Annotated in this window: 25 protein-coding genes; 21 read left to right on the top strand and 4 right to left on the bottom strand. The window is 58.9% G+C overall.

The annotated features are described in order from the left end of the window. Window positions 1–154 precede the first annotated feature (154 nt). From tpiA to C5750_RS05895, 17 genes are all read left to right on the top strand, one after another. Complete coding sequence (gene tpiA / locus C5750_RS05975) at window positions 155–919, top strand: triose-phosphate isomerase (protein WP_105732866.1); 765 nt, start codon at window positions 155–157, stop codon at window positions 917–919. Between the two features lie 112 nt (window positions 920–1,031). After that, a complete protein-coding gene (gene secG / locus C5750_RS05970) occupies window positions 1,032–1,520 on the top strand; it encodes a preprotein translocase subunit SecG (protein ID WP_105732865.1) in 489 nt (162 codons plus the stop codon). Window positions 1,521–1,728: 208 nt separating this feature from the next. Further along, entirely contained in the window at window positions 1,729–2,409 is a 681-nt protein-coding gene (locus C5750_RS05965; RefSeq protein ID WP_105732864.1) for a L,D-transpeptidase, read from the top strand. Window positions 2,410–2,554: 145 nt separating this feature from the next. Continuing rightward, on the top strand, window positions 2,555–4,183 hold the full coding sequence (locus tag C5750_RS05960) for a CTP synthase (RefSeq protein ID WP_105732863.1): 1,629 nt from the start codon (window positions 2,555–2,557) through the stop codon (window positions 4,181–4,183). 55 nt (window positions 4,184–4,238) lie between these two features. Beyond that, the gene (locus C5750_RS05955) at window positions 4,239–5,135 is read left to right on the top strand and encodes a VOC family protein (protein WP_105732862.1); all 897 of its coding nucleotides are present in this window, start codon (window positions 4,239–4,241) and stop codon (window positions 5,133–5,135) included. Further along, the gene (kdsA, locus tag C5750_RS05950) at window positions 5,132–5,965 is read left to right on the top strand and encodes a 3-deoxy-8-phosphooctulonate synthase (protein ID WP_105732861.1); all 834 of its coding nucleotides are present in this window, start codon (window positions 5,132–5,134) and stop codon (window positions 5,963–5,965) included. The genes C5750_RS05955 and kdsA overlap by 4 nt, the downstream gene beginning before the upstream one ends. A gap of 142 nt (window positions 5,966–6,107) precedes the next feature. Continuing rightward, entirely contained in the window at window positions 6,108–7,385 is a 1,278-nt protein-coding gene (eno, locus tag C5750_RS05945) for a phosphopyruvate hydratase (RefSeq protein WP_105732860.1), read from the top strand. Window positions 7,386–7,567: 182 nt separating this feature from the next. Continuing rightward, window positions 7,568–7,900, top strand: a complete 333-nt coding sequence (locus C5750_RS05940; RefSeq protein ID WP_105732859.1) for an FtsB family cell division protein — start codon at window positions 7,568–7,570, stop codon at window positions 7,898–7,900. A gap of 128 nt (window positions 7,901–8,028) precedes the next feature. Continuing rightward, the gene (gene pdhA, locus C5750_RS05935; RefSeq protein ID WP_105732858.1) at window positions 8,029–9,060 is read left to right on the top strand and encodes a pyruvate dehydrogenase (acetyl-transferring) E1 component subunit alpha; all 1,032 of its coding nucleotides are present in this window, start codon (window positions 8,029–8,031) and stop codon (window positions 9,058–9,060) included. Between the two features lie 13 nt (window positions 9,061–9,073). After that, on the top strand, window positions 9,074–10,462 hold the full coding sequence (locus C5750_RS05930) for a pyruvate dehydrogenase complex E1 component subunit beta (protein WP_105732857.1): 1,389 nt from the start codon (window positions 9,074–9,076) through the stop codon (window positions 10,460–10,462). Between the two features lie 16 nt (window positions 10,463–10,478). After that, on the top strand, window positions 10,479–11,816 hold the full coding sequence (locus tag C5750_RS05925) for a pyruvate dehydrogenase complex dihydrolipoamide acetyltransferase (RefSeq protein ID WP_105732856.1): 1,338 nt from the start codon (window positions 10,479–10,481) through the stop codon (window positions 11,814–11,816). Window positions 11,817–11,824: 8 nt separating this feature from the next. Next, complete coding sequence (locus tag C5750_RS05920) at window positions 11,825–12,463, top strand: SGNH/GDSL hydrolase family protein (RefSeq protein ID WP_105732855.1); 639 nt, start codon at window positions 11,825–11,827, stop codon at window positions 12,461–12,463. A 23-nt stretch (window positions 12,464–12,486) separates the two neighbouring features. After that, window positions 12,487–13,932, top strand: a complete 1,446-nt coding sequence (gene lpdA / locus C5750_RS05915) for a dihydrolipoyl dehydrogenase (protein WP_105732854.1) — start codon at window positions 12,487–12,489, stop codon at window positions 13,930–13,932. A gap of 22 nt (window positions 13,933–13,954) precedes the next feature. Further along, window positions 13,955–14,218 (top strand): hypothetical protein, encoded by a 264-nt coding sequence (locus tag C5750_RS05910; RefSeq protein ID WP_425350412.1) that lies wholly within the window; start codon window positions 13,955–13,957, stop codon window positions 14,216–14,218. A gap of 15 nt (window positions 14,219–14,233) precedes the next feature. After that, window positions 14,234–14,512 carry a GlsB/YeaQ/YmgE family stress response membrane protein gene (locus C5750_RS05905; RefSeq protein ID WP_105732853.1) on the top strand — a complete coding sequence of 93 codons (279 nt, stop codon included), beginning with the start codon at window positions 14,234–14,236 and terminating at the stop codon, window positions 14,510–14,512. Between the two features lie 14 nt (window positions 14,513–14,526). Beyond that, window positions 14,527–15,492 carry a lipoyl synthase gene (lipA, locus tag C5750_RS05900; protein ID WP_105732852.1) on the top strand — a complete coding sequence of 322 codons (966 nt, stop codon included), beginning with the start codon at window positions 14,527–14,529 and terminating at the stop codon, window positions 15,490–15,492. 4 nt (window positions 15,493–15,496) lie between these two features. Beyond that, complete coding sequence (locus tag C5750_RS05895; RefSeq protein WP_105732851.1) at window positions 15,497–15,955, top strand: type II toxin-antitoxin system RatA family toxin; 459 nt, start codon at window positions 15,497–15,499, stop codon at window positions 15,953–15,955. Window positions 15,956–16,031: 76 nt separating this feature from the next. Here the strand turns inward: C5750_RS05895 and C5750_RS05890 are convergent, their stop codons facing one another. Both C5750_RS05890 and C5750_RS05885 read right to left on the bottom strand, forming a co-directional pair. After that, on the bottom strand, window positions 16,032–16,667 hold the full coding sequence (locus tag C5750_RS05890; protein ID WP_105733141.1) for a DUF1062 domain-containing protein: 636 nt from the start codon (window positions 16,665–16,667) through the stop codon (window positions 16,032–16,034). A gap of 354 nt (window positions 16,668–17,021) precedes the next feature. Continuing rightward, a complete protein-coding gene (locus C5750_RS05885) occupies window positions 17,022–17,750 on the bottom strand; it encodes a class I SAM-dependent methyltransferase (protein WP_105732850.1) in 729 nt (242 codons plus the stop codon). A gap of 299 nt (window positions 17,751–18,049) precedes the next feature. On the opposite strand from C5750_RS05885, the gene C5750_RS05880 reads away from it, so the two are divergent. Beyond that, window positions 18,050–18,478, top strand: a complete 429-nt coding sequence (locus C5750_RS05880; protein WP_105732849.1) for a GNAT family N-acetyltransferase — start codon at window positions 18,050–18,052, stop codon at window positions 18,476–18,478. A gap of 2 nt (window positions 18,479–18,480) precedes the next feature. On the opposite strand, the gene C5750_RS05875 is transcribed toward C5750_RS05880, so the two are convergent. After that, a complete protein-coding gene (locus tag C5750_RS05875) occupies window positions 18,481–18,975 on the bottom strand; it encodes a CinA family protein (protein ID WP_105732848.1) in 495 nt (164 codons plus the stop codon). After that, window positions 18,972–20,165 carry a bifunctional 2-C-methyl-D-erythritol 4-phosphate cytidylyltransferase/2-C-methyl-D-erythritol 2,4-cyclodiphosphate synthase gene (locus C5750_RS05870; protein WP_105733140.1) on the bottom strand — a complete coding sequence of 398 codons (1,194 nt, stop codon included), beginning with the start codon at window positions 20,163–20,165 and terminating at the stop codon, window positions 18,972–18,974. The genes C5750_RS05875 and C5750_RS05870 overlap by 4 nt, the downstream gene beginning before the upstream one ends. 192 nt (window positions 20,166–20,357) lie before the next feature. On the opposite strand from C5750_RS05870, the gene dusB reads away from it, so the two are divergent. From dusB to ntrC, 3 genes are read left to right on the top strand one after another with little or no spacing between them, the layout of a single operon-like run. After that, on the top strand, window positions 20,358–21,356 hold the full coding sequence (gene dusB / locus C5750_RS05865) for a tRNA dihydrouridine synthase DusB (RefSeq protein WP_105732847.1): 999 nt from the start codon (window positions 20,358–20,360) through the stop codon (window positions 21,354–21,356). Then, complete coding sequence (locus C5750_RS05860) at window positions 21,353–22,510, top strand: two-component system sensor histidine kinase NtrB (RefSeq protein WP_105732846.1); 1,158 nt, start codon at window positions 21,353–21,355, stop codon at window positions 22,508–22,510. Before dusB ends, C5750_RS05860 begins: the two co-directional genes overlap by 4 nt. A gap of 2 nt (window positions 22,511–22,512) precedes the next feature. Continuing rightward, a complete protein-coding gene (gene ntrC / locus C5750_RS05855) occupies window positions 22,513–23,979 on the top strand; it encodes a nitrogen regulation protein NR(I) (RefSeq protein ID WP_105732845.1) in 1,467 nt (488 codons plus the stop codon). Window positions 23,980–24,038 lie beyond the last annotated feature (59 nt).

The raw sequence follows: 24,038 nt of genomic DNA, 5'->3' as shown, positions 1-24,038 counted from the left end.
AGAAAGTCACCGTAACAGTATGAGGCTCACATTGAATTGCCTAGGGGAATAGCGTCATGAAGGGCTTGTGTCGATTGCTTTATCAAGTGAATTTGCTAGTCAGACAATCAAATGACCGAGAAATCATCAAATCTATCGTCTTGAGGAACGCCGAATGACCCCTGATGTCCGTCCACTCGTCGCTGGTAACTGGAAAATGAACGGGACGGGAGAGTCCCTGGATGAACTGCGTATTATCGTCAACCGGCCGAATTCAGCCATCGGCGAGAAGATCGACGCACTGATCTGCGTGCCGGCCACGCTTGTTTTCCGGGCAGCCCAGTCGGTGGAAGGCGAGGCGCTTCACATTGGCGGCGAGGATTGCCACGCGAAAAAGTCCGGTGCGCACACGGGTGACATCTCGGCTGCCATGTTGAAGGATGCCGGCGCGTCGCATGTCATTGTCGGGCATTCGGAGCGGCGCACGGATCACGGTGAAACCGATGCCATGGTCAACGCCAAGGCCGTGGCGGCATGGGACGCCGGACTGGTTGCGATCATCTGCATCGGTGAAACCGAGGCACAGCGCAAGGCCGGAGCGACGCTCGATATCATTGCAACGCAGCTGGCCGGTTCCATTCCCGATGGCGCCACCGCTGCCAATACGGTGATCGCCTATGAGCCGGTATGGGCCATCGGCACGGGATTGACGCCGACCGCCGAGGATGTCCGCGAGGTTCACGCGTCGATCCGCGCGGCACTGGCAGCGCGTTTTGGGGGGCAGGGAGCGCGGCAGCGCATTCTCTATGGCGGCTCGGTAAAGCCCTCCAACGCGGTTGAACTTCTGGGCATCGAGAACGTCGACGGCGCACTTGTTGGCGGTGCGAGCTTGAAAGCTGTCGACTTCCTGGCCATCTGTGAAGCGTATCATTCGCTCTGAAGAGCATCGAAAGCGCCGAATTGCCGAGAAAACTGTCCGCTGACGGGCTTGGTTTATTACGAGATACGGTGTAAAGAGCCGCGTCCGACACCTAGAAAGCAGAAAATACCCCATGCAAACCGTCGTTATCGTCATTCACCTTCTGATTGTACTTGCCCTCGTTGGAGTTGTGCTGATGCAGCGCTCTGAAGGTGGCGGTCTTGGAATCGGTGGCGGCTCGGGTTTCATGAGCGCACGCGGTGCTGCCAACGTGCTCACGCGGGCAACGGCAATTCTTGCAACGGGCTTTTTCATCACGTCCCTGGCGCTCGGCATCATGTCCCGCTACGCCGAAAGCCCGACGGATATTCTCAACCGTATTCCGGCAACGACGGGCGGACAGCCTGCAACCGGTGGCCAGCCAGGATCGGGCGGCATTCTCAACCAGCTTCCAGGCGCTGCGACAACCACGCAGCCGGTATCCGGCACTCCGGCACCGGCCGCATCGGGTAACGCGGCACCTGCGCCAGCGGCTCCGGCACCGGCCGAATCAACAGCGCCTGCGCCCGCTGCTCCGGCCGCGCCAGCACAGCCTGCCAACCCGGTTCCCAATTCCCAGTAACGGCCGCGGAAACTGATTCTTTACGGATGCGCAGCAAATGTGTTGCGCTTCCGCAACCCTTGGCGGTGAAGAATCAGTCCGGACAGTTCTTCACGGTGATTTGCATTGAGTGAAAAACAGTCTTCGGATATCGCCATAGTCAGGTTTGGCCTAGGGGGCCTGGCAAGCGCCGCTGATGGCGCGTGCATATTATCCGGGAACTAACACTATGATTTCACGTCGCTCTCTGCTCATCGGAATTTCTGTTCTGGCCATGTCCGGATCAGCATTCGCTCAGTCTACCGTCAATACGGCCGCAACGCCCGCCGATGCGGCAAAGGTTGATACGGCGCCAACCGCTTCCACAGCCAAACCAGCCAAGGTTTCGCAGGTCCGCAAGCCAGCCCGCGCAACCGCGGCGGCCGCCAAGCGCAACTACTCGCTGGACCCGAAATATCTGCCGCAGGATGTGTCCTTCACCGGTTACAAGACCGGCACCATCGTCATCGATCCGAAGCAGAAGTTCCTTTATCTCGTTGAATCGCCCACGACCGCACGCCGCTACGGCATTGCCGTCGGCAAGGAAGGCCTTGAATTCAAGGGTACCGCCGAAATCCGCACCAAGCGCGAATGGCCCCGTTGGATCCCGACCAAGGAAATGATCGAGCGCGAACCAAATCATTACGCCAAGTATGAGAACGGCATGGACGGTGGTCCAGGCAATCCGCTCGGCGCGCGCGCTCTCTACCTTTCACAGGGCAACAAGGATACCTATATCCGTATCCACGGTACTGTGCAGCCATGGACCATCGGCAGCTCCGCTTCAAACGGCTGCTTCCGCATGGTCAATGATCACGTGATCGATCTTTACAACCGCGTCACTGTTGGCACGGAAGTGGTTGTACTGTAAGAACTATTCGTCGCTGAATTGAAACGGCCAGACATAATGTCTGGCCGTTTTGTTTGTTTGAAAAAGATATTGGCACGGGAAAAACGGCTTTCAGGCCGATTTTTTTGTGGCCAAATCACTCACAAAGGACTAACGAGATAAGCCCATGGCCCGATATGTTTTCATCACTGGCGGCGTGGTTTCTTCCCTCGGAAAAGGCATCGCCGCAGCTGCTTTGGCAGCCCTCCTTCAGGCTCGTGGATACCGTGTACGGATTCGCAAGCTTGATCCTTATCTCAACGTCGACCCCGGCACGATGTCGCCGTATCAGCACGGCGAGGTCTTTGTGACCGACGATGGCGCTGAAACTGACCTCGATCTTGGTCATTACGAGCGCTTTACGGGGCGTCCTGCCAACAAGCAGGACAATATCACCACCGGACGCATCTACCGCAACATCATCGAGAAGGAACGCAGGGGCGACTACCTCGGCGCCACCGTTCAGGTGATTCCGCACGTGACCGATGAGATCAAGAATTTCATCGTTGACGGCAATCAGGACTATGATTTCGTCCTGTGCGAAATCGGCGGTACGGTCGGCGATATCGAAGCGATGCCATTTCTTGAGGCGATCCGCCAGCTCGGCAACGACCTGCCGCGCGGCAGCGCCGTCTATATCCACCTGACCTTGATGCCCTATATCCCCGCAGCGGGCGAACTGAAGACCAAGCCGACCCAGCACTCCGTCAAGGAACTGCGCTCGATCGGTATAGCACCTGACATTCTGCTGATTCGTGCGGATCGCGAGATTCCGGAATCGGAACGCCGCAAGCTGTCGCTGTTCTGCAATGTCCGCTCGTCCGCGGTCATTCAGGCACTCGATGTCGATACGATCTATGACGTTCCGATGGCCTATCACAGGGAAGGCCTCGATTCGGAGGTTCTGGCGGCATTCGGGATCGATCCTGCGCCAAAGCCCCGCATGGAGCGTTGGGACGAGGTCAGCAAGCGTATCCACAATCCGGAAGGCGAGGTCACCATCGCCGTCGTCGGCAAGTACACCGGCCTCAAGGATGCCTACAAGTCGCTGATCGAAGCCCTGCACCATGGTGGCATGGCCAACAAGGTGAAGGTCAATCTCGACTGGATCGAATCGGAAATTTTCGAACAGGAAGACCCGACGCCTTACCTGCAGAAGGTGCATGGCATTCTGGTGCCGGGCGGCTTTGGCGAGCGCGGTTCGGAAGGCAAGATTCTGGCGGCAAAATTCGCCCGCGAGAAAAAGGTGCCGTATTTCGGTATCTGCTTCGGCATGCAGATGGCGGTCATCGAGGCGGCCCGTTCACTGGCTGGCGTCGAAAAGGCATCGTCCAGCGAGTTTGGCCCGACGAATGAACCGGTCGTCGGTCTCATGACTGAATGGCTCAAGGGCAACATGCTGGAGAAGCGCACGCAGGCTGGCGATCTCGGCGGTACGATGCGTCTTGGCGCCTACGAAGCCATGCTGAAATCCGGCACGCGGATTGCCGACATCTATGGTTCGACCGATATATTCGAGCGGCATCGTCACCGGTATGAAGTGAACATCGACTACAAGGACCGTCTGGAAGATTGCGGTCTGGTGTTTTCGGGCATGTCGCCGGACGGCGTTCTGCCTGAGACTATCGAATATGCCGATCATCCATGGTTCATCGGCGTCCAGTACCATCCGGAATTGAAATCACGGCCGTTTGAACCGCATCCGCTGTTCGCCTCGTTCATTCGGGCGGCCATGGACCAGAGCCGGCTGGTCTAAATCTATACGGGGTGTGGCTTGAATTGCATTGCTCTTTAAGGCACACCCTTTCCCCATGACCACCATTTCACCGCGCACCCCCCGGCCTGTCGATCATCTGGTTCTGCCAACGGCGGATCTCGATACGGCGCGCCGGCGTCTTGAAACACTCGGCTTTACCGTGGCGCCTGCCGGCGTCCATCCTTTCGGCACCGAGAATGCCTGCGTTTTCTTCAGTGATGACACATTTCTGGAGCCGCTCGCCATCGCCCAGCGCGAAACCTGTGAAATCGAGGCGCGCAACGGCAATGTCTTCGTCGCCCGCGACCAGGCCTATCGTTTCCGCAATGGTCAGGAGGGCTTTTCCGCACTGGTCATGGGTACGCAGGATGCCAATGCGGACAATGATGCGTTTGTGCAATCGGGAATTTCCGCGGGTCGAATGCTGGAATTTTCCCGGGGCTTTAAAACACCCGATGGTGCAGAAGGGGTAGCGGGCTTTCGCCTTGCCTTTGCCGCCGATCTGCGGGCGCCGGATGCGTTTTTCTTCACTTGCGAACGTGTCAATCCACCGAAAGTCGATCGTTCGGCCCTGCAAACTCACAGAAATGGTGCGGTAGGTTTGCGCGAAATCGTACTGTCGGAAGTCAATCCGACGGATTTCCAGTATCCTTTGCAGGAACTGGTCAACCAGCGCGACGTCAACGCTCATTCCTTCGGCATGGATATCCGTGCTGCCAATGCCAATATCACCGTGCTGACACCCGCGGGTCTTCGATCCTTTCTTGGTGTTGATGCACCGGAAAACGAGCGGGGTCTGCGCCTGCAGGCCTTTGTCGTTGGCGTCCGTGATCTGGCTGCGGTTGAAACTCTGCTTGCCAACAACAATATCTCCACCGAAAAGCGCGGCTCCCGCCTGATTGTGCACAAGGCACCGGGACAGGGCGCTGCCATTGTATTTGAGGCTGCCTGATGTCCCTGAATTCCACTGTCTCCGCCGGTCCGGTTGCCTTTTCCAATACGGCCCAGTTTTCACTGATTGCCGGTCCGTGCCAGATGGAAAGCCGCCAGCATGCCTTCGACATGGCGGGCGCGCTGAAGGAACTGACGGGCAAGCTCGGCATCGGACTGGTCTACAAGTCTAGCTTCGACAAGGCCAACCGGACGTCGCTGACCGGCAAGCGCGGCTTTGGCCTTGAGAATTCGCTGCCGGTTTTCGCCGATATCCGCAAGGAGTTCGGACTGCCGACGCTGACCGACGTGCACACGGAAGAGCAGTGCGCGGTTCTGGGCGAGGTGGTCGATGTGCTGCAGATCCCGGCCTTTCTCTGCCGTCAGACGGATTTGCTGATCGCCGCCGCCAGGACCGGCAAGGTGGTCAACATCAAGAAGGGCCAGTTCCTCGCACCCTGGGACATGAAGAATGTCATTGCCAAGGTAACCGAAAGCGGCAATCCGAATGTGATGGTGACCGAGCGGGGCGCCTCCTTCGGTTACAACACGCTGGTATCCGACATGCGCTCGCTGCCGATCATGGCGGGTTTCGGCGCGCCGGTCATTTTCGATGCCACCCATTCCGTGCAGCAGCCGGGCGGGCAGGGCGGCTCCACCGGCGGGCAGCGCGAATTTGTCGAGACGCTGGCGCGGGCCGCCGTTGCTGTTGGCGTGGCCGGTGTGTTCATCGAAACGCACCAGGACCCGGACAATGCGCCATCGGACGGTCCGAACATGGTGCCGCTCGACCAGATGCCGCGCCTTCTGGAAAAGCTGCTGGAGTTCGACCGGATCGCCAAGGCGGCATGAGTTGATTTGCTGGAAAAGGCCGTCTCTGACGGCCTTTTTTCTGTTTTGATCAACAAATCGTCCTCATGGGGATTTTCCTTGTCATCTTCATTCGCTATTCCAGTGACGAATGCTGCCCAATGCAAATTGAAGGAAAAGCCTTATGACTGCTATTGTCGATATTATTGGCCGTGAAATTCTGGATAGTCGCGGGAACCCGACTGTTGAGGTCGACGTCATTCTCGAAGACGGCTCCCTGGGCCGCGCCGCGGTTCCATCCGGCGCATCGACGGGTGCACATGAAGCTGTTGAACTGCGCGATGGCGGCACACGCTATCTCGGCAAGGGTGTTTTGAAGGCTGTCGATGCGGTCAATGGCGAGCTGTTCGATGCGATCGGCGGTCTCGACGCGGAAAACCAGATCCACATCGACAAGACCATGATCGATCTCGATGGCACGCCGAACAAGAGCCGTCTTGGCGCCAACGCCATTCTCGGCGTATCGCTCGCCGTTGCCAAGGCCGCCGCTGAATCCTCCGGCCTGCCGCTCTACCGCTATCTCGGCGGACCCAACGCCCATGTCCTGCCGGTACCGATGATGAACATCATCAACGGCGGCGCACATGCCGACAATCCCATCGATTTTCAGGAATTCATGATTCTCCCGGTTGGCGCATCGTCGCTGGCGGAAGCCGTGCGTTACGGTGCGGAAGTCTTTCACACGCTGAAGAAGCGCCTGAAGGATGCCGGCCACAACACCAATGTGGGCGACGAGGGCGGTTTTGCGCCGAACCTGAAGACGGCACCGGCTGCATTGGACTTCATCATGGAATCCATCGAGAAAGCCGGTTTCAAGCCGGGCGAAGAAATCGCCATCGGTCTGGATTGCGCTGCAACCGAATTCTTCAAGGACGGCAATTACGTCTATGAAGGCGAGAAGAAGAGCCGCGATCCGAAGACCCAGGCAAAGTATCTGGCCAAGCTGGCGGCTGACTATCCGATCATCAGCATCGAAGACGGCATGTCCGAAGATGACTGGGAAGGCTGGAAATACCTGACCGATCTGATCGGCGACAAGTGCCAGCTCGTCGGCGACGATCTCTTCGTCACCAATTCGGCCCGTTTGCGCGATGGCATCAAGATGGGCGTGGCCAATTCCATTCTCGTCAAGGTCAACCAGATCGGCACACTGTCGGAAACCTTCGACGCGGTCGATACGGCGCATCGCGCTGGCTATACCGCCGTCATGTCGCACCGCTCCGGTGAAACCGAAGACTCAACGATTGCCGATCTCGCCGTCGCCACCAATTGCGGGCAGATCAAGACCGGCTCTCTTTCCCGCTCCGACCGGATCGCCAAGTACAACCAGCTGATCCGCATCGAGCAGGAACTTGGACCGCAGGCCCGCTATGCCGGCCGCGGGATTTTCCGCGGCCTCTGATACGAGCGCATTCACGTGTGATCGAGATGGCGGGCCCTGTGCCCGCCATTTTGTTTTGGCGGGGTTGCCCGGAGCAGTCGGAGCGGCGAATTTAATCGGCTGTTAAGCAAAACATTGTTTTATGGCCATGTGACTAATCGGGCCATCGTGACCTGATTCCGCATCCCTTCGGGTCATTTGCCATGTGGACAAAACAGAGACGGAAAACCAATCGCGGGCGGCTTGTCGTGCCGATCCTTGCCACGATGTTTTTCGCCTATTTCGGTTTTCATGCCTATCACGGTGAATACGGTCTCTACTCCACCATCAAGCTGCAGGATCAGACCCGGTTGCTGCGTGCCCAGTACGACGCGGTCAAGGCATCGCGCACGGAGCTTGAACGGGAAGTGCAACTTATGCATGATGGAACAATCGAGCGGGACATGTTAGATGAACAGGCCCGCAAGGCGTTGAATGTATCGCGGCCGGACGAAGTCACAATTATGCGTGGCTCGGGTGATTTAACTATTAACTGAATTCCGGTTAATTCGCTTTTTATCGTGCGTTTTGAACGTCTTATTTGCATAGCTCTTATTCAATTCTGCATATTGTAAGTTCTGCTCCGGCTGCTATTGTCGTCCGACAAAATAACAGGGAGTGAGATATGGCTACGAGGGCGAAAAAAAGCCCTGCGCGTTCTGCGCAGACCTCTGCTGTCAAAGCACCAAAACCAATCGAGTACACAAAGGAGCAGGAGCTCCACGCCTACCGCGAAATGCTGCTGATCCGGCGCTTCGAAGAAAAGGCCGGCCAGCTCTACGGCATGGGTTTCATCGGCGGTTTCTGCCATCTCTATATCGGTCAGGAAGCTGTTGTGACCGGCATGCAGGCCGCACTGGTCGAAGGCGATCAGGTCATCACCGGTTATCGCGACCACGGCCACATGCTGGCCTGCGGCATGAGCGCCCGGGGCGTCATGGCCGAACTGACCGGACGCCGCGGCGGCCTTTCCAAGGGCAAGGGCGGCTCCATGCACATGTTCTCGAAGGAGAAGAACTTTTACGGCGGTCACGGCATCGTCGGTGCGCAGGTCTCCCTTGGTACGGGCCTCGCTTTTGCCAATCGCTACCGCGACAACGGCAATGTCTCCCTGGCTTATTTCGGTGATGGCGCGGCCAACCAGGGCCAGGTCTACGAAAGCTTCAACATGGCGGCGCTCTGGAAGCTGCCGGTCATCTACATCATCGAAAACAACCGTTACGCCATGGGTACGGCGGTTTCCCGCGCTTCGGCCGAAACCGATTTCTCCCGTCGCGGCATTTCCTTCAACATTCCCGGTATTCAGGTCGACGGCATGGATGTCCGCGCTGTTCAGGCTGCCGGCGAAGAAGCCACGGCCTGGGCGCGCTCCGGCAAGGGCCCGATGATCCTGGAAATGCAGACATACCGGTATCGCGGTCACTCCATGTCGGATCCGGCCAAATACCGTTCCAAGGACGAAGTGCAGAAGATGCGCTCCGAACACGATCCCATCGAGCAGGTGAAGAGCCGGTTGATCGACAAGGGCTGGTCCAGCGAGGACGACCTGAAGAAGATCGACAAGGACGTTCGCGACATCGTTGCCGACGCAGCGGATTTCGCCCAGTCCGATCCGGAGCCGGATGCATCCGAGCTCTATACCGACATTCTGCTCTAAGGGAGGCGCAACCATGCCTGTAGATATTCTGATGCCAGCGCTCTCGCCGACCATGGAAGAGGGCAAACTGTCGAAATGGCTGAAAAAGGAAGGTGACAAGGTCACGTCCGGCGACGTTCTTGCAGAAATCGAAACCGACAAGGCGACGATGGAAGTGGAAGCGGTCGATGAAGGCACCATCGGCAAGATTCTTGTTGCCGAAGGCACCGACAATGTGAAGGTCAATACCGTCATCGCCGTTCTCCTGGGCGACGGTGAAAGCGCCGATAGCGCGCCAAAGGCTGCTGCAGCCGAAGCGCCTGCCAAGGCGGAAGCAGCCCCGCAGCAGGAAGCGGAGGCTGCAAAGCCCGCCGCGACCGTTCCGGCTGCACCGAAGACCGAAGTCGCCGCCGATCCGGATATTCCGGCAGGCACCGAGATGGTATCGACCACCGTGCGTGAAGCCCTGCGCGATGCCATGGCCGAAGAAATGCGCCGTGATCCCAACGTCTTCGTCATGGGTGAAGAAGTTGCCGAATATCAGGGTGCCTACAAGATCACGCAAGGGTTGCTCGACGAATTCGGCCCGCGCCGCGTTGTCGATACGCCGATCACCGAGCACGGCTTTGCCGGTGTGGGTGTTGGTGCGGCGATGACCGGCCTGCGTCCGATCGTTGAATTCATGACCTTCAACTTCGCCATGCAGGCGATTGACCAGATCATCAATTCGGCGGCCAAGACGCTCTATATGTCCGGCGGCCAGATGGGCGCGCCGATGGTGTTCCGCGGTCCTTCCGGTGCGGCTGCCCGCGTTGCTGCCCAGCACTCCCAGTGCTATGCCGCATGGTACAGCCATATTCCGGGCCTCAAGGTCGTCATGCCCTACACGGCTGCCGATGCGAAGGGTCTGCTGAAGGCGGCGATCCGCGATCCGAACCCGGTCATCTTCCTCGAAAACGAAATCCTGTACGGTCATTCCTTCGATGTGCCGAAGCTTGATGATTTCGTCCTGCCGATCGGCAAGGCCCGCATCCACAAGAAGGGCACGGACGTTACGCTCGTCTCCTTCGGTATCGGCATGAACTATACGGTCAAGGCAGCGGAAGAACTGACGAAGCTTGGCATCGATGCTGAGATCATCGATCTGCGCACCATCCGTCCGATGGACATTCCGACGGTTGTCGAATCGGTCAAGAAGACCGGCCGCTGCGTCACCATCGAGGAAGGCTATCCGCAGTCCTCGGTCGGTACGGAAATTGCCACCCGCGTCATGCAGCAGGCTTTCGATTATCTCGATGCGCCGATCCTGACGATTGCCGGCAAGGACGTTCCGATGCCTTACGCCGCCAATCTGGAAAAGCTGGCATTGCCGAGCGTCGCTGAAATCGTCGAGGCCGTCAAAGCTGTGACATACACAGCATAAAGGGGAGGAAATCGATATGCCGATCAATATCACCATGCCGGCTCTTTCTCCCACGATGGAAGAGGGCAATCTTGCCAAGTGGCTTGTCAAGGAAGGCGATAAGGTTGGTCCCGGCGATGTGATTGCCGAGATCGAAACCGACAAGGCAACGATGGAAGTCGAAGCGGTCGATGAGGGCACGGTCGCCAAGATCGTGGTCCCCGCCGGTACGGAAGGCGTCAAGGTCAACGCGCTGATCGCCATTCTGGCGGCTGACGGCGAAGATGTCGGCGCTGCTGCCAAGGGCGGCGATGCTGCTCCTGCGAAAGCAGAAGCGGCACCTGCGCCCGCCAAGGCCGAAGCGCCCAAGGAAGCGGCACCGGCACCGGCGGCACCAGCCGCCGCCGCTGCTGCTCCGGCAAAGTCCGGCGACCGGACATTCTCCTCGCCGCTGGCCCGCCGCATCGCCAAGGATGCCGGTATCGATCTTTCCGCTGTAACGGGTTCCGGCCCGCATGGCCGCGTCATCAAGAAAGACGTCGAGGCAGCAATCTCCGGTGGCGGAGCCAAGACGGCCGCAGCTCCGGCTGCAAGCGCATCTGCACCCGCGGCGGCACCCAAGCCGATGTCCGATGATACGGTGCTGAAACTGTTCGAGGAAGGCTCCTACGAGCTCGTGCCGCATGACGGCATGCGCAAGACGATTGCCAAGCGTCTCTTGGAAGCCAAGTCGACGGTTCCGCATTTCTATCTGACGGTCGATTGCGAACTTGATGCACTGTTGGCGCTGCGTGCCCAGATCAATGCGGCATCGCCGATGCGCAAGACGGAAAAGGGCGACGTTCCCGCCTACAAACTGTCCGTCAACGACATGATCATCAAGGCGATGGCTCTGGCCCTGCGCGATGTTCCAGACGCCAATGTGTCCTGGACCGAAGCCAACATGGTCAAGCACAAGCATTCCGATGTGGGCGTTGCCGTGTCGATCCCCGGCGGCCTGATCACGCCGATCATCCGCAGAGCCGAGGAAAAGACCTTGTCCACCATCTCCAACGAGATGAAGGATCTGGCCAAGCGTGCGCGCGACCGCAAGCTGAAGCCCGAGGAATATCAGGGTGGCACGACAGCGGTTTCCAACCTTGGCATGTTCGGCGTGAAAGACTTCGCCGCCATCATCAACCCGCCGCATGCCACCATTCTGGCAATCGGTGCGGGTGAAGAGCGGGCGGTCGTCAAGAAGGGTGAGATCAAGGTCGCCACGGTCATGTCCGTGACGCTTTCGACCGATCACCGCGCCGTCGATGGAGCCCTGGGTGCCGAGCTTGCTCAGGCCTTCAAGCGCCACATTGAAAACCCGATGGGCATGCTGGTCTGAGGCCGACAATGAAAACGGTGCTCTGCTATGGCGATTCACTGACCTGGGGGTATGTTCCCGACGGGTCAGGACGCCATGCGCTGGAGGATCGCTGGCCGCAGGTTTTGCAGGCCGGGCTTGGCGGCAGCGTCAGCGTTGTCGCCGATGGTCTGAACGGGCGGACAACCGCCTTCGACGACCATCTCTCAGGGTTTGAACGCAATGCTGCCAAGACGCTGACCACGGCCCTTGGCACGCATTCTCCGCTCGATCTGGTGATTGTCATGCTCGGCACCAACGACATGAAGAGCTTTATCTGCGGCAATGCGTTGGGCGCCAAGCGCGGCATGCAGCGGCTGATCGAGATCATCCGCACGGCACCGTACCAGCTTGATGCGAAAGCGCCTGACATCCTGATCATGTCGCCACCGCCGCTGGGCGAGACGGACGGACCGGAATTCCGGCTGGTGTTCGAGCAGGGCATCGAACAGTCCCGCCTGCTCGCCGCCTTTTTTGAAGATGCCGCCCGGCAGGCCGATTGCGCGTTTTTCGATGCGGGATCGGTGGCGAAGACATCGCCTGTCGATGGCGTGCATCTGGATGCAGACAATACACGGGCAATCGGCAAGGCCATTGCACCAATCGTTCGAGGCATACTCGATATTTAGTTCAGTCTTAGGAGGACCGAGACTTGGCCAATACTTACGACGTGATCATCATTGGTTCCGGCCCGGGCGGCTATATCGCCGCTATCCGTTCCGCGCAGCTGGGATTGAAGACGGCCATCGTGGAGCGCGAGCATCTCGCGGGTATCTGCTCCAACTGGGGCTGCATACCGACCAAGGCACTGCTGCGCTCGGCTGAAATCTTTCATTACGCCGAACACGCGAAGAATTACGGACTCAAGGTCGAAGGCAGCGTGACCGCTGACCTCAAGGCCATCGTCGCCCGCTCGCGCGGCATTGCCGAACGCATGAATGGCGGCGTCGGCTTCCTGATGAAGAAGAACAAGGTCGATGTCATCTGGGGCGAGGCCAAGCTGACCAAGCCCGGCGAGATCGTCGTATCCAAGACCACCAAGAAGCCGGTTGAGCCGCAGGCGCCGCTGCCCAAGAATACGCTGGGCGAGGGCACTTATACGGCCAAGCATATCATCATCGCCACCGGTGCCCGTCCGCGCGCGCTTCCGGGTATCGAGCCGGACGGCAAGCTGATCTGGACCTATTTCGAGGCGATGAAGCCGGAAGAAATGCCAAAGTCGCTGCTCGTCATGGGCTCCGGCGCCATCGGTATCGAATTCGCATCGTTCTACCGCACGATGGGTGTCGATGTAACCGTGGTCGAAGTCATGTCGCAGGTCATGCCGGTCGAGGATACCGAGATTTCCAATTTTGCCCGCAAGCAGTTCGAAAAGCAGGGCATGAAGATCATTCTCGACGCCAAGGTCACCAAGGTCGAGAAATCAGCCAATTCCATCACCGCCCATGTGGAAAAGAAGGATGGCAAGGTCGAAAAAATCACCGCGGACCGCATGGTCTCGGCAGTCGGCGTGCAGGGCAATATCGAGAATATCGGCCTTGAGGCACTCGGCATCAAGACCGATCGCGGCTGCATCGTCATCGACGGCTACGGCAAGACCAATGTTCCCGGCGTCTATGCCATCGGCGACGTCGCCGGACCGCCCATGCTGGCGCACAAGGCCGAGCACGAGGCTGTCATCTGCGTCGAGAAGATCGCCGGGCTGCCGAATGTGCATCCGATGGACAAGGCCAAGATCCCGGGCTGCACCTATTGCAACCCGCAGGTCGCTTCCGTCGGTTTGACCGAAGCCAAGGCAAAAGCGGAAGGCTATGACGTCCGTGTCGGCCGTTTCCCGTTTGTCGCCAACGGCAAGGCGATTGCGCTTGGGGAAGACCAGGGCATGGTCAAGACCGTCTTTGACAAGAAGACAGGCCAGCTCCTCGGCGCCCACCTCGTCGGTGCTGAGGTGACCGAATTAATCCAGGGTTTCGTGGTTGCGATGAACCTTGAAACGACTGAAGAAGAACTGATGCACACGATCTTCCCGCATCCGACCCTGTCGGAAACGATGAAGGAAAGCGTGCTGGATGCCTATGGACGTGCACTGAACGCCTGATAGCGAAAGGAATTCCGGTCCGTTGGTCACCATCAAGGATAGCAAACCCTGGATCCGCCTGTCATGGGCAATCCTCAAATGGTCGACCCTGATCGGCTTTGGGCTGGGGTTTGCTGCGTCTGCCTTGAGTCTGCTTTCCGGCAACACCATATCCATCAATGGTACTGCCATCGGCGGATGGACCGGGGTGTGGGTGGTGACTTTTGCCTGCGGGTTGGGTGGTTTTCTTTTCGGTGCTATATGGGCTCTGGTGTTTCGTGCCATTGCGATTGCATCAGGACGATAGGGCGAGCGAGGGAAGATGGATCAGCCAGTCGGTATCATGAGCATGCCCGGTGTCGGTTTCTTCGGAATGCTGGTCATCGGCTTCATCGCCGGATATGTCGCGGAAAAGGCGATGAGCCGCAATCATGGCTTGTTCACCAATATTCTTGTTGGTATTGCCGGATCGTTCGTAGGCGGCACGCTGGCCGGATTGTTGAATTTCAACTTTTACGGCTTTTTTGGAAATCTGATCGTTGCGACGGCGGGCGCAATTATCATTCTGTGGATTTTTGGCAAAGCCAGATCCTCGAATTAAACTAGGAAGTCCTGATGGTAACGGTTCTCGATACGATCGATCAAAAGCGGCGCCTGCGGCATCCCGAAAAGGCGCATCGTCCGGATACGGAAATTCTGAAGAAGCCGGACTGGATTCGCGTCAAGGCGCCGGTTTCCAAGGGCTATGCCGAGACGCGCGATATCGTCCGCTCGCACAGTCTCGTGACCGTGTGCGAAGAGGCCGGTTGCCCGAACATCGGCGAGTGCTGGGACAAGAAGCACGCCACCTTCATGATCATGGGCGAAATCTGCACCCGCGCCTGCGCGTTCTGCAACGTCGCAACGGGATTGCCGACCGCGCTTGATCCGAACGAGCCGGAAAACGTCGGCAAGGCCGTCAAGAAGATGGGCCTGACCCATGTGGTCATCACCTCGGTCGACCGCGACGATCTTCCCGATGGCGGTGCCCAGCATTTTGCCGATGTCATCAATGCGATCCGCGCGATTTCACCCGGTACGACGGTTGAAATCCTCACGCCCGATTTCCTGCGCAAGGACGGCGCGCTCGAGATCGTCGTTGCCGCGCGCCCCGATGTGTTCAATCACAATCTGGAAACGGTGCCGTCCAACTACCTGAAGGTGCGTCCGGGTGCCCGTTATTTCCATTCCATCCGCCTGTTGCAGCGGGTGAAGGAACTCGATCCGACCATCTTCACCAAATCCGGCATCATGGTCGGGCTCGGCGAAGAGCGCAACGAAGTCCTGCAGCTGATGGACGACCTGCGCTCCGCCAATGTCGACTTCATGACCATCGGCCAATACCTGCAGCCGACGCGCAAGCATCATCCGGTCCTCAACTATGTCACGCCAGACGAATTCAAGTCCTATGCGACCATCGCCAAGACCAAGGGCTTCCTGGTGGTTGCATCGAGCCCGCTGACACGCTCATCGCACCATGCGGGTGATGATTTCGCCAAGCTGAAGGCTGCACGCGAGGCGCTGCACGCCAACAGAAGCTGACTGAATGCCGAAGTTCGATACGACACGCCCCGTGGTGCATCGGGCCGAGCAGATGTTCGATCTGGTGGCGGATGTGGAAAGCTATCCGCAGTTTCTGCCGATGTGCGAAAGCCTGAAGGTGCGTTCGCGCAAGGAGCGGGACGGCAAGACGCTGCTCATCGCCGATATGACCGTAGGCTACAAGCTGATCCGCGAGACTTTTACCAGCCAGGTCCTGCTCAAGCCGGACGAGAAGGTCATCGAGACCAAATATGTCGACGGGCCGTTCCGCTATCTCGACAACAAATGGCAGTTCGTGCCCTCGGCAAACCCGGAACATTCCGAGGTCAAATTCTACATCGATTATGAATTCAAAAGCCGCACGCTCGGTTTTTTGATGGGGTCGATGTTCGATATTGCCTTCCGGAAATTCACCGAAGCCTTTGAAAAACGCGCCGATCAGATTTACGGGCGCGATTCATAACGCAAAACCGTCTTTTTGATTTGCCGGATAACTAAAACACCCCACCGCAAGAATCGCCGCCGTGGGGTGTCTTGTTTCAGCTGTTTACCTGTCTGCTTGCCGCATCCATGATCCTGCTGCGTTCTGGTTCGTTGGAAATATCCATGAGAACGGCCAGACCGTCTCCAATGCTTTTGCGCAGAATGTTGCGACCGGATGGCGCCGTCGACAGCAGGCCATCGCGTTCCAGTGTCTGTATCCGGCTGCGGGATAAAGCCAGTTCCGATGCCAGAAGCCGGTCCAGGCGCACGGTTGTTGTCAGCGGCAGTCTGAGTTCAATCGACAGGTGCGTGACATCCGGTGCCTGCGACAGAAGCTTCTTGGCGACGAAAACATCGGAGAATTCCGTCCCGTCCTTCGTCTTCTGTTGCAGTTCCGTCAGATTGAACGCCAGATCTTCGAGCCATTCCGGATCGTTGGTCTGAAGCGCTGCGAGGGTTTGCGGGTCGATATCCCGGACATGCCTGCGCTCAAAGATCGTGCGGTTCCACGTGTTGTCGCAGACCGTGCATTTGTAGATGAGCCAGGCGTCGAGTTTGCGGCCATTGGCGTTGAGCCGGGCCTTGCCGCTGGATTTGAAGGGCCGCACGCACCGGCAATGGCTGCAGGCGATGAGAGGCTGGGGAGCCGTTCTTGGAACAATGGTCCATTGGACGCTAAGAATATTGGACATGCCGTCTTGATCTTCCTTTTGGAAGTTCAGCAAGAAGGCTGTCAGACAGTCATGGACTGAGCGCGGTGTGGCGTTTTCGGGAACGAAGAAGAGTTTTGGGCCGATGCGTCTGCTGAAAGCATACGCTTGCTTTGCCAACCGGCCTCTAACTCTGCCACCCGCTGAACATGTATCAGCACTGCCGTAACACAACGCGCGTTGTCAGCAGTACAGGGTAATACAGGCGAGACCGGTCTTTACGATGGCAAAATGAAACTCCGGGCAGATCAAAACTCTTCCGCGTTGAGCCGTATCAAAATCCGGGTGCTATTGGAAGCCCCCGGATTCTCTCAATTAAACGGTCTCTTACGGGCTTCAGCGCTGTGCGGAAACCAGCAGGAACATCGGGCGCTCCAGTTCCTCGGCAAGTTCGGGTCTTGCCTCAATCTGTTCCTTCGTCGGCTTCCATTCCTCCACGTGAGTGATCGTGAAGCCGGCTGCTATCAACAGATTGAGGATGGTGCCGATTGTCCGGTGCTGTTTGATGACGCCCTTGGCCAGCCAGTCCGTCACACGCGGCCCCTCGACCAGGTAACCGTCGACGGGCCAGGATTTGCGGCCATCCGCATCGATCAGCCAGCCGGGACGGGATGGTGCCATAAAGATGGGATGTTCCATCGAGAAAATGAACGCCGCTCCAGGTACAAGCGCCTTGTGCACAGCCTTGAACAGCCCGGCCAGATTGTCGATGTAGTGCAGGGTGAGCGAGCTGTAGGCAAGGCCGAAGGACGCCTCGGGAAGATCAAGCATCTCCAGATCGGCCTGATCATAGGAAATTGCCGTGTCTTGTGTCATCGATCGCGCCCGTGCCAGCATGTTTTCCGAAACATCGAGGCCGAGCACCTCCGCGGCACCGTTCTCGCGCGCCCAGCGGGAAAACCAGCCGAAACCGCAACCGAGATCAACGGCGCGCAGGCCGTGAAGGTCTGGCATCAGCGCCTGCAGGGCAGGCCATTCGGCCGCGCTCGCAAGACCGCCCACCGAGCGGCCCAACTGGCTGTAGCCCTCAAAGAAGGCCGGCGTATCATAGATATTCTGTGTCATTGCGTTCTCCATCTTGATGCCGATGGACGGCGCACACCATAAAAAAGCCCCGTCCGTTGCCGGCGGGGTTTGCTGGTGACGAGTTACGCTTTTCGATCAGCGTGCACGAAGTCCCTGCATCCCGCCTGTTGGGATGCCGGCAATCCGCGCAACAATCAAAACGTCATTCTCGATCATGGAACCGATATCCCATGCCGGCGGTGATGATGTCAAGAATGGCAAGTTTCCGTGTCCCGGATGATTGATCGCAACGGGACGATTCAGCTAGAACTGCGGCGCAATCAGATTGGGAGAGAATGATGAGCGGCGCTGAACCCGATTACACGCTTCACAGGGAAGCACCATCCGTCGACGACTATTGCCGGTTGCGGGTGATTTCCGGTTTGAGTCCGAAGAGCCGTGAGGCGGCTCTCATCGGACTTCCCAACACGGTTTGCGGCGTGACGGTGACACTGGACGGCAAGGCCGTCGGCATGGGCCGCATCGTCGGGGATCGCGGCTGCTTCTATCAGGTGGTGGACATAGCGGTTGATCCCGCCCATCAGGCGCGCGGGCTTGGCAAGAAAATCATGGCAGCGCTGATGGACTATGTGGCGGCGGAAGCGCCTGATGGCGCCTATATCAGCCTTATCGCCGATGGCCCGGCCAAACATCTCTACGCAAAATTCGGCTTCAAGCCGGTGACGCCGGAATCCATCGGCATGGCGTTCCGGGTGTCGCGCACCTGAGTTCAGGAGGCGAGCGTCTTCAACACCAGATCGAGCGCCGTTTCGACGGCGCTTTGCCGGATGCGCGCGCGTCCCTGATCGGGAAAAACATGACGCACAGCCTGCGGTGCCTGTCCCTTGAGAGCGACACCGAACCAGACGAGACCAACCGGCTTTGCCGCCGATCCGCCACCGGGTCCTGCGACACCTGTCACCGCTACGGCGATGCCGGCGCGCGACTGTTTTACGGCACCCGCGGCCATGGCAAGCGCCACTTCTTCCGATACGGCGCCATGCGCTGCGATCAGATCCATGGGAACGCCAAGCATATCGTGCTTGGCTTCGTTGGAATAAGTGATGAAGCCGCGATCCACCACATCGGACGAACCGCCAATATCGGTAAGGGAGGCTACAATCAGCCCGCCTGTGCAGGATTCCGCCGTGGCAAGCAGCATGCCTCTGGCACGGCAGGCTTGCAGAACCGCAATGGCTTTTGTCTCAGCGATCAGTCCGCTCATTCCGGCAATCCTCCCGGATAAATCACCGATGCCGTGGCAATGGCGGCGATGCCTTCCTTGCGGCCGATAAAGCCCATCTTTTCATTGGTCGTCGCCTTGACCGACACGCGGTCGGGCGTAATCCCGAGCATTTTCGACAGGGCGGCGGTCATTGCCTCGCGGTGCGGGCCGACTTTCGGTTCTTCGCAGATCAGGGTGATATCGGCATTGGCGATGCGCCCGCCCGCCGCCTTGACGATCCTGACCGCGTGTTCGACGAAAATATGCGAGGCTGCGCCTTTCCATTGCGGATCGGATGGCGGGAAATGCGTGCCGATGTCGCCCGCGCCGCGTGTGGCCAAAAGGGCGTCGGTCAGTGCATGCAAGGCGACATCCGCATCGGAGTGGCCATTGAGCTTGCGGTCGTGTTCGATGAAGACACCAGCGAGGGTCACGCCATTGCCGGGCTCGAAAGAATGCACGTCATAGCCATTGCCCGTGCGCACATCCGGGAAGGCGGCATGCCGTTGCGACAGTCGGTCATCAGCCATATCGATATCCTTTGCCCAGGTGAGTTTGGTATTGTCGGCCGATCCCTCGACAATGCGCACCGGCAGGCCCTGCCACTCGGCAATGGCGGAATCGTCGGTGAAATCGGAACGGCCGATGGCGAATGCGGCATCGTGCGCGGCCATGATCGGCCCATAGGGAAAGGCTTGCGGCGTCTGGGCCGCATAAAGCCCGGCACGCGGCACCGTGGCACTGACCATGGCATCATGCCCCGCCGCCTTCAGCGTATCGGACACCGCCAGCACTGGCAGCACGCCGATATGCGGCGTCAGGTTGAAAATTACCCGCTCGAGCAGGTCGGTGGAGATGAACGGCCGCACACCGTCATGGATAAGCACGTGGTCCGGCGCCTGGTCCTTCAGGGCAAGCAGGCCGAGCCGGGTTGATTCCTGCCGTGTCGGCCCGCCGGTCACGCATGTGACCCGTGCCGCATAGTCTCCGGCCGCCTGGGCGAAGAGGGATTTGTCTTCCTTGTGGATGACAACAATGACATCGTGGATGAACGGGCAGCCGAGAAATGCCCGCAGCGTGTGCGCCAGAACCGCTTCACCGCCGATCTTGCGATATTGCTTCGGTCCTTCAACGCTTTGGCCCGCGCGTTCTCCGCGACCAGCCGCCACAATGACGGCTGCCACCCGCATCTGCTTGTCGTTTGTACCTGCCGCCACACTTCTCTCCGTAACTCCAGACTGCGTTACCTCTTGCCGAGGCGAAAGACCAGAGGTTTAAACGAAATCTCGTCCATTCACGGTGCTCTTTGCCTTGCCTAGTCCAGTGTTCCTGTCTAAAGGATAGGCGATTGGAAAATTGCATACGAAACAGGCAATAATGACGTGATCGATCTGAATCAACCACTCGACATAGGCGGCGTGCAGCTGCGTAACCGGGTGTTCCTTGCGCCGATGTCCGGAGTGTCCGACCTGCCGTTCCGCCAGCTGGCGTGGAAGGCCGGTGCCGGCATGGTCGTGTCCGAAATGGTTGCGAGCGCCGAGCTGTGCACGCGCGAGCGCGGCAACCTGCTGCGGCTGCGCGGCGATGGTCTTGGCACCCATGTGGTGCAGATCGCCGGACGTGAAACCAGATGGATGGCGGAAGCCGCGCGCATTGCCGAAGGCGAGGGCGCGCATATCATCGATATCAATATGGGCTGCCCGGCCAAGAAGGTGACCGGCGGTTTTTCCGGTTCGGCCCTGATGCGCGATCTCGACCATGCCTTGACGCTGATCGAGGCGACCATTGGCGCGGTGAAGGTTCCCGTGACGCTGAAAATGCGTTTGGGCTGGGATGACGGCAGCATCAATGCGCCGGAGCTTGCCGCGCGCGCCGAACAGGCGGGCGTGCAGATGGTGACGGTGCATGGGCGCACGCGCTGCCAGTTCTACGAGGGCAAGGCGGACTGGCATGCCATCCGTGCCGTCAAATCAGCCGTTTCTATTCCGCTCGTCGCCAATGGCGATGTGCTGAACCGCTACGATGCCAATGGCATTCTCGAGGCGTCTGGCGCCGATGCCGTCATGGTCGGACGTGGCTCCTACGGGCAGCCCTGGCTGCCCGGAACAATTGTGCATGGCATGCAGAGCGGGCAGGATGCGGGCCTGATTGCCGACTATGCGGTCGCCCATTATGAGGCGATGCTGGCCCATTATGGCGAGCCGACCGGCATTCGTCATGCGCGCAAACATCTCGGCTGGTATCTGGACAAGCACGGTGTCGATATCGGCGCCGCCGAACGCGCCGCGATCATGACCGAGACCAATCCGCGTCTGGTTGCCGGGCGCCTGCATGCCGCACTCGCGCGGCCGGACGAACACGACATGAAGAAGGTTGCATGATGACATCGGCGGACAATGTTGCGATGGATGACAAGCTGGCGGGGATCGTTCTCAATGCGATCCGCCATCCGGTGATCATGCTCGATGAAACCGGGCATATTTCCTATGCCAATGCCGATGCGGAAGCGTTCTTCCGCTCCAGCGCCAGCATATTGAGCCGCAACACGCTGGACATGCTGCTGCCATTCGGCAGCCCTCTGCTGGCACTGGTCAAGCAGGTGCGGGAAAGCCCGTCGCCGGTCAATGAATATCGTGTCGATGTTTCGTCGCCGCGCCTCGGACAGGACCGGATCGTCGATCTCTACGTGACGCCGGTCAGCGAAGCGCCGGGATCGATCGTCATCCTGTTCAAGGAGCGGTCCATGGCGGAAAAGCTCGACCGGCAGATGACCCATCGCGGCGCCGCCCGCTCGGTGACCGGCCTTGCTTCCATGCTGGCGCACGAAATCAAGAACCCGCTGTCGGGCATTCGCGGTGCGGCGCAGCTGCTGGAAACAGGTCTCAACGATGATGACCGGGCGCTGACACGTCTGATCACCGACGAAACCGACCGGATCGTCTCGCTTGTCGACCGGATGGAAGTGTTTTCCGACGAACGTCCGATCGAGCGCGAGGCCGTGAACATCCACGTGGTGCTGGATCACGTCAAAGCCATCGCCAGGAACGGTTTTGCCAGCCACATCAAGTTTCACGAGGATTATGATCCGTCGCTGCCTTACGTCTTCGCCAATCGCGACCAGCTGGTGCAGGTGTTCCTGAACCTGGTGAAAAACGCGGCGGAATCCATCGGCACCAGCGAGCCGGGCGAAATCACGCTGTCGACGGCGTTCCGCCCCGGCATCCGCCTGTCCATTCCTGGCATCCGCAACCGTGTCTCCCTGCCGCTCGAATTCTGCGTGCAGGATACCGGTGCCGGCGTTTCGCCTGACATCATGCCGCATCTCTTCGATCCGTTCATCACGACAAAGCCGAACGGCTCGGGTCTCGGCCTGGCGCTGGTTGCAAAAATCGTCGGCGATCATGGCGGTGTCATCGAGTGCGATTCCGTGCCGCGCAAGACAACATTCCGTATTCTGATGCCCGCATGGCAAAGCGATCCTTCGGACGATGACCATGCGGATGAAATGATTATATCGAAGAAGGCAGGATTCTGATCATGAGCTTGGGCAGCATTCTCGTTGCGGATGACGACGCAGCAATCAGAACGGTCCTCAATCAGGCGCTGTCGCGTGCCGGTTACGATGTGCGCATCACGTCGAATGCAGCCACCCTGTGGCGCTGGATTTCCGCCGGTGACGGCGATCTTGTCATCACCGATGTGGTGATGCCCGATGAAAACGCTTTCGACCTTCTGCCACGCATCAAGAAATCGCGCCCCGATCTGCCGGTTATCGTCATGAGCGCGCAGAACACGTTTATGACGGCCATCCGTGCATCGGAGGCGGGGGCCTATGAATATCTGCCAAAGCCATTCGATCTGACCGAGCTTGTCAGCATTGTCGGCCGTGCACTGGCGGAGCCGAAGAAAAAGCCGGAAAAATGGGCCAATGACGACCAGCCGGATACAATGCCGCTGGTGGGCCGCTCGCCGGCCATGCAGGACATTTACCGGGTTCTCGCCCGGATGATGCAGACTGACCTGACGGTGATGATTTCAGGGGAATCCGGCACGGGCAAGGAGTTGGTGGCGCGGGCGCTGCATGAGTACGGCCGTCGCCGCAAGGGACCGTTTGTCGCCATCAACATGGCAGCTATTCCGCGCGACCTGATTGAATCCGAATTGTTCGGCCATGAGCGGGGCGCGTTCACCGGTGCGCAGAACCGGTCGAGCGGCCGGTTCGAACAGGCCGATGGCGGCACGCTCTTCCTCGATGAAATCGGCGATATGCCGATGGAAGCCCAGACCCGGCTGCTGCGCGTACTCCAGCAGGGCGAATACATGACGGTGGGCGGGCGCACGCCGATCAAGACCGATGTGCGCATCGTGGCGGCCACCAACAAGGATCTGCGCACGCTGATCAATCAGGGCATGTTCCGCGAGGATCTCTATTACCGTCTGAACGTGGTGCCGCTGCGCCTGCCGCCGCTGCGTGAGCGCGGCGAGGATATTCCCGATCTTGTCCGGCATTTCTTCAAGATGGCGGCAAAAGACGGCCTGCCGGAAAAACGCATCACCGCCGATGGCCTCGACCTGATGCGCCGCTATCCCTGGGCCGGCAATGTGCGCGAACTGGAGAACCTGGTGCGCCGTCTTGCAGCGCTTTATCCGCAGGAAGAAATCAATGCGGATGTGATCGAGGCGGAACTCAAGGCCGACCTGCGGCCGGCGGAACCATCCTCGTCGTCGATGTCCAACGAGGATATCACCATCGCCCAGGCGGTGGAACTCAACATGCAGCGCTACTTCCTTTCCTATGGCGATGATCTGCCGCCGGTTGGGCTTTACCAGCGTGTGCTGGAGGAAGTGGAATACCCGCTCATCCTGTCGTGCCTGACCGCCACCCATGGCAACCAGATCAAGGCAGCCGAACTGCTTGGGCTCAACCGCAATACGCTGCGCAAGAAAATCCGCGAACTGGGTGTCAACATCTACAAGAACACCAAGAACGATCTGGGGCGTTGATTCATCCGTTCGCTGCTTGAGCGGCGGATTTAAATGTTGGTTTTCCCAGAGCTTGCTAT

The sequence above is a fragment of the Phyllobacterium myrsinacearum genome (assembly GCF_002980555.1).
GTDB classification, from domain to species: domain Bacteria; phylum Pseudomonadota; class Alphaproteobacteria; order Rhizobiales; family Rhizobiaceae; genus Phyllobacterium; species Phyllobacterium myrsinacearum.
This window is presented reverse-complemented; position numbering and strand designations above follow the sequence as displayed.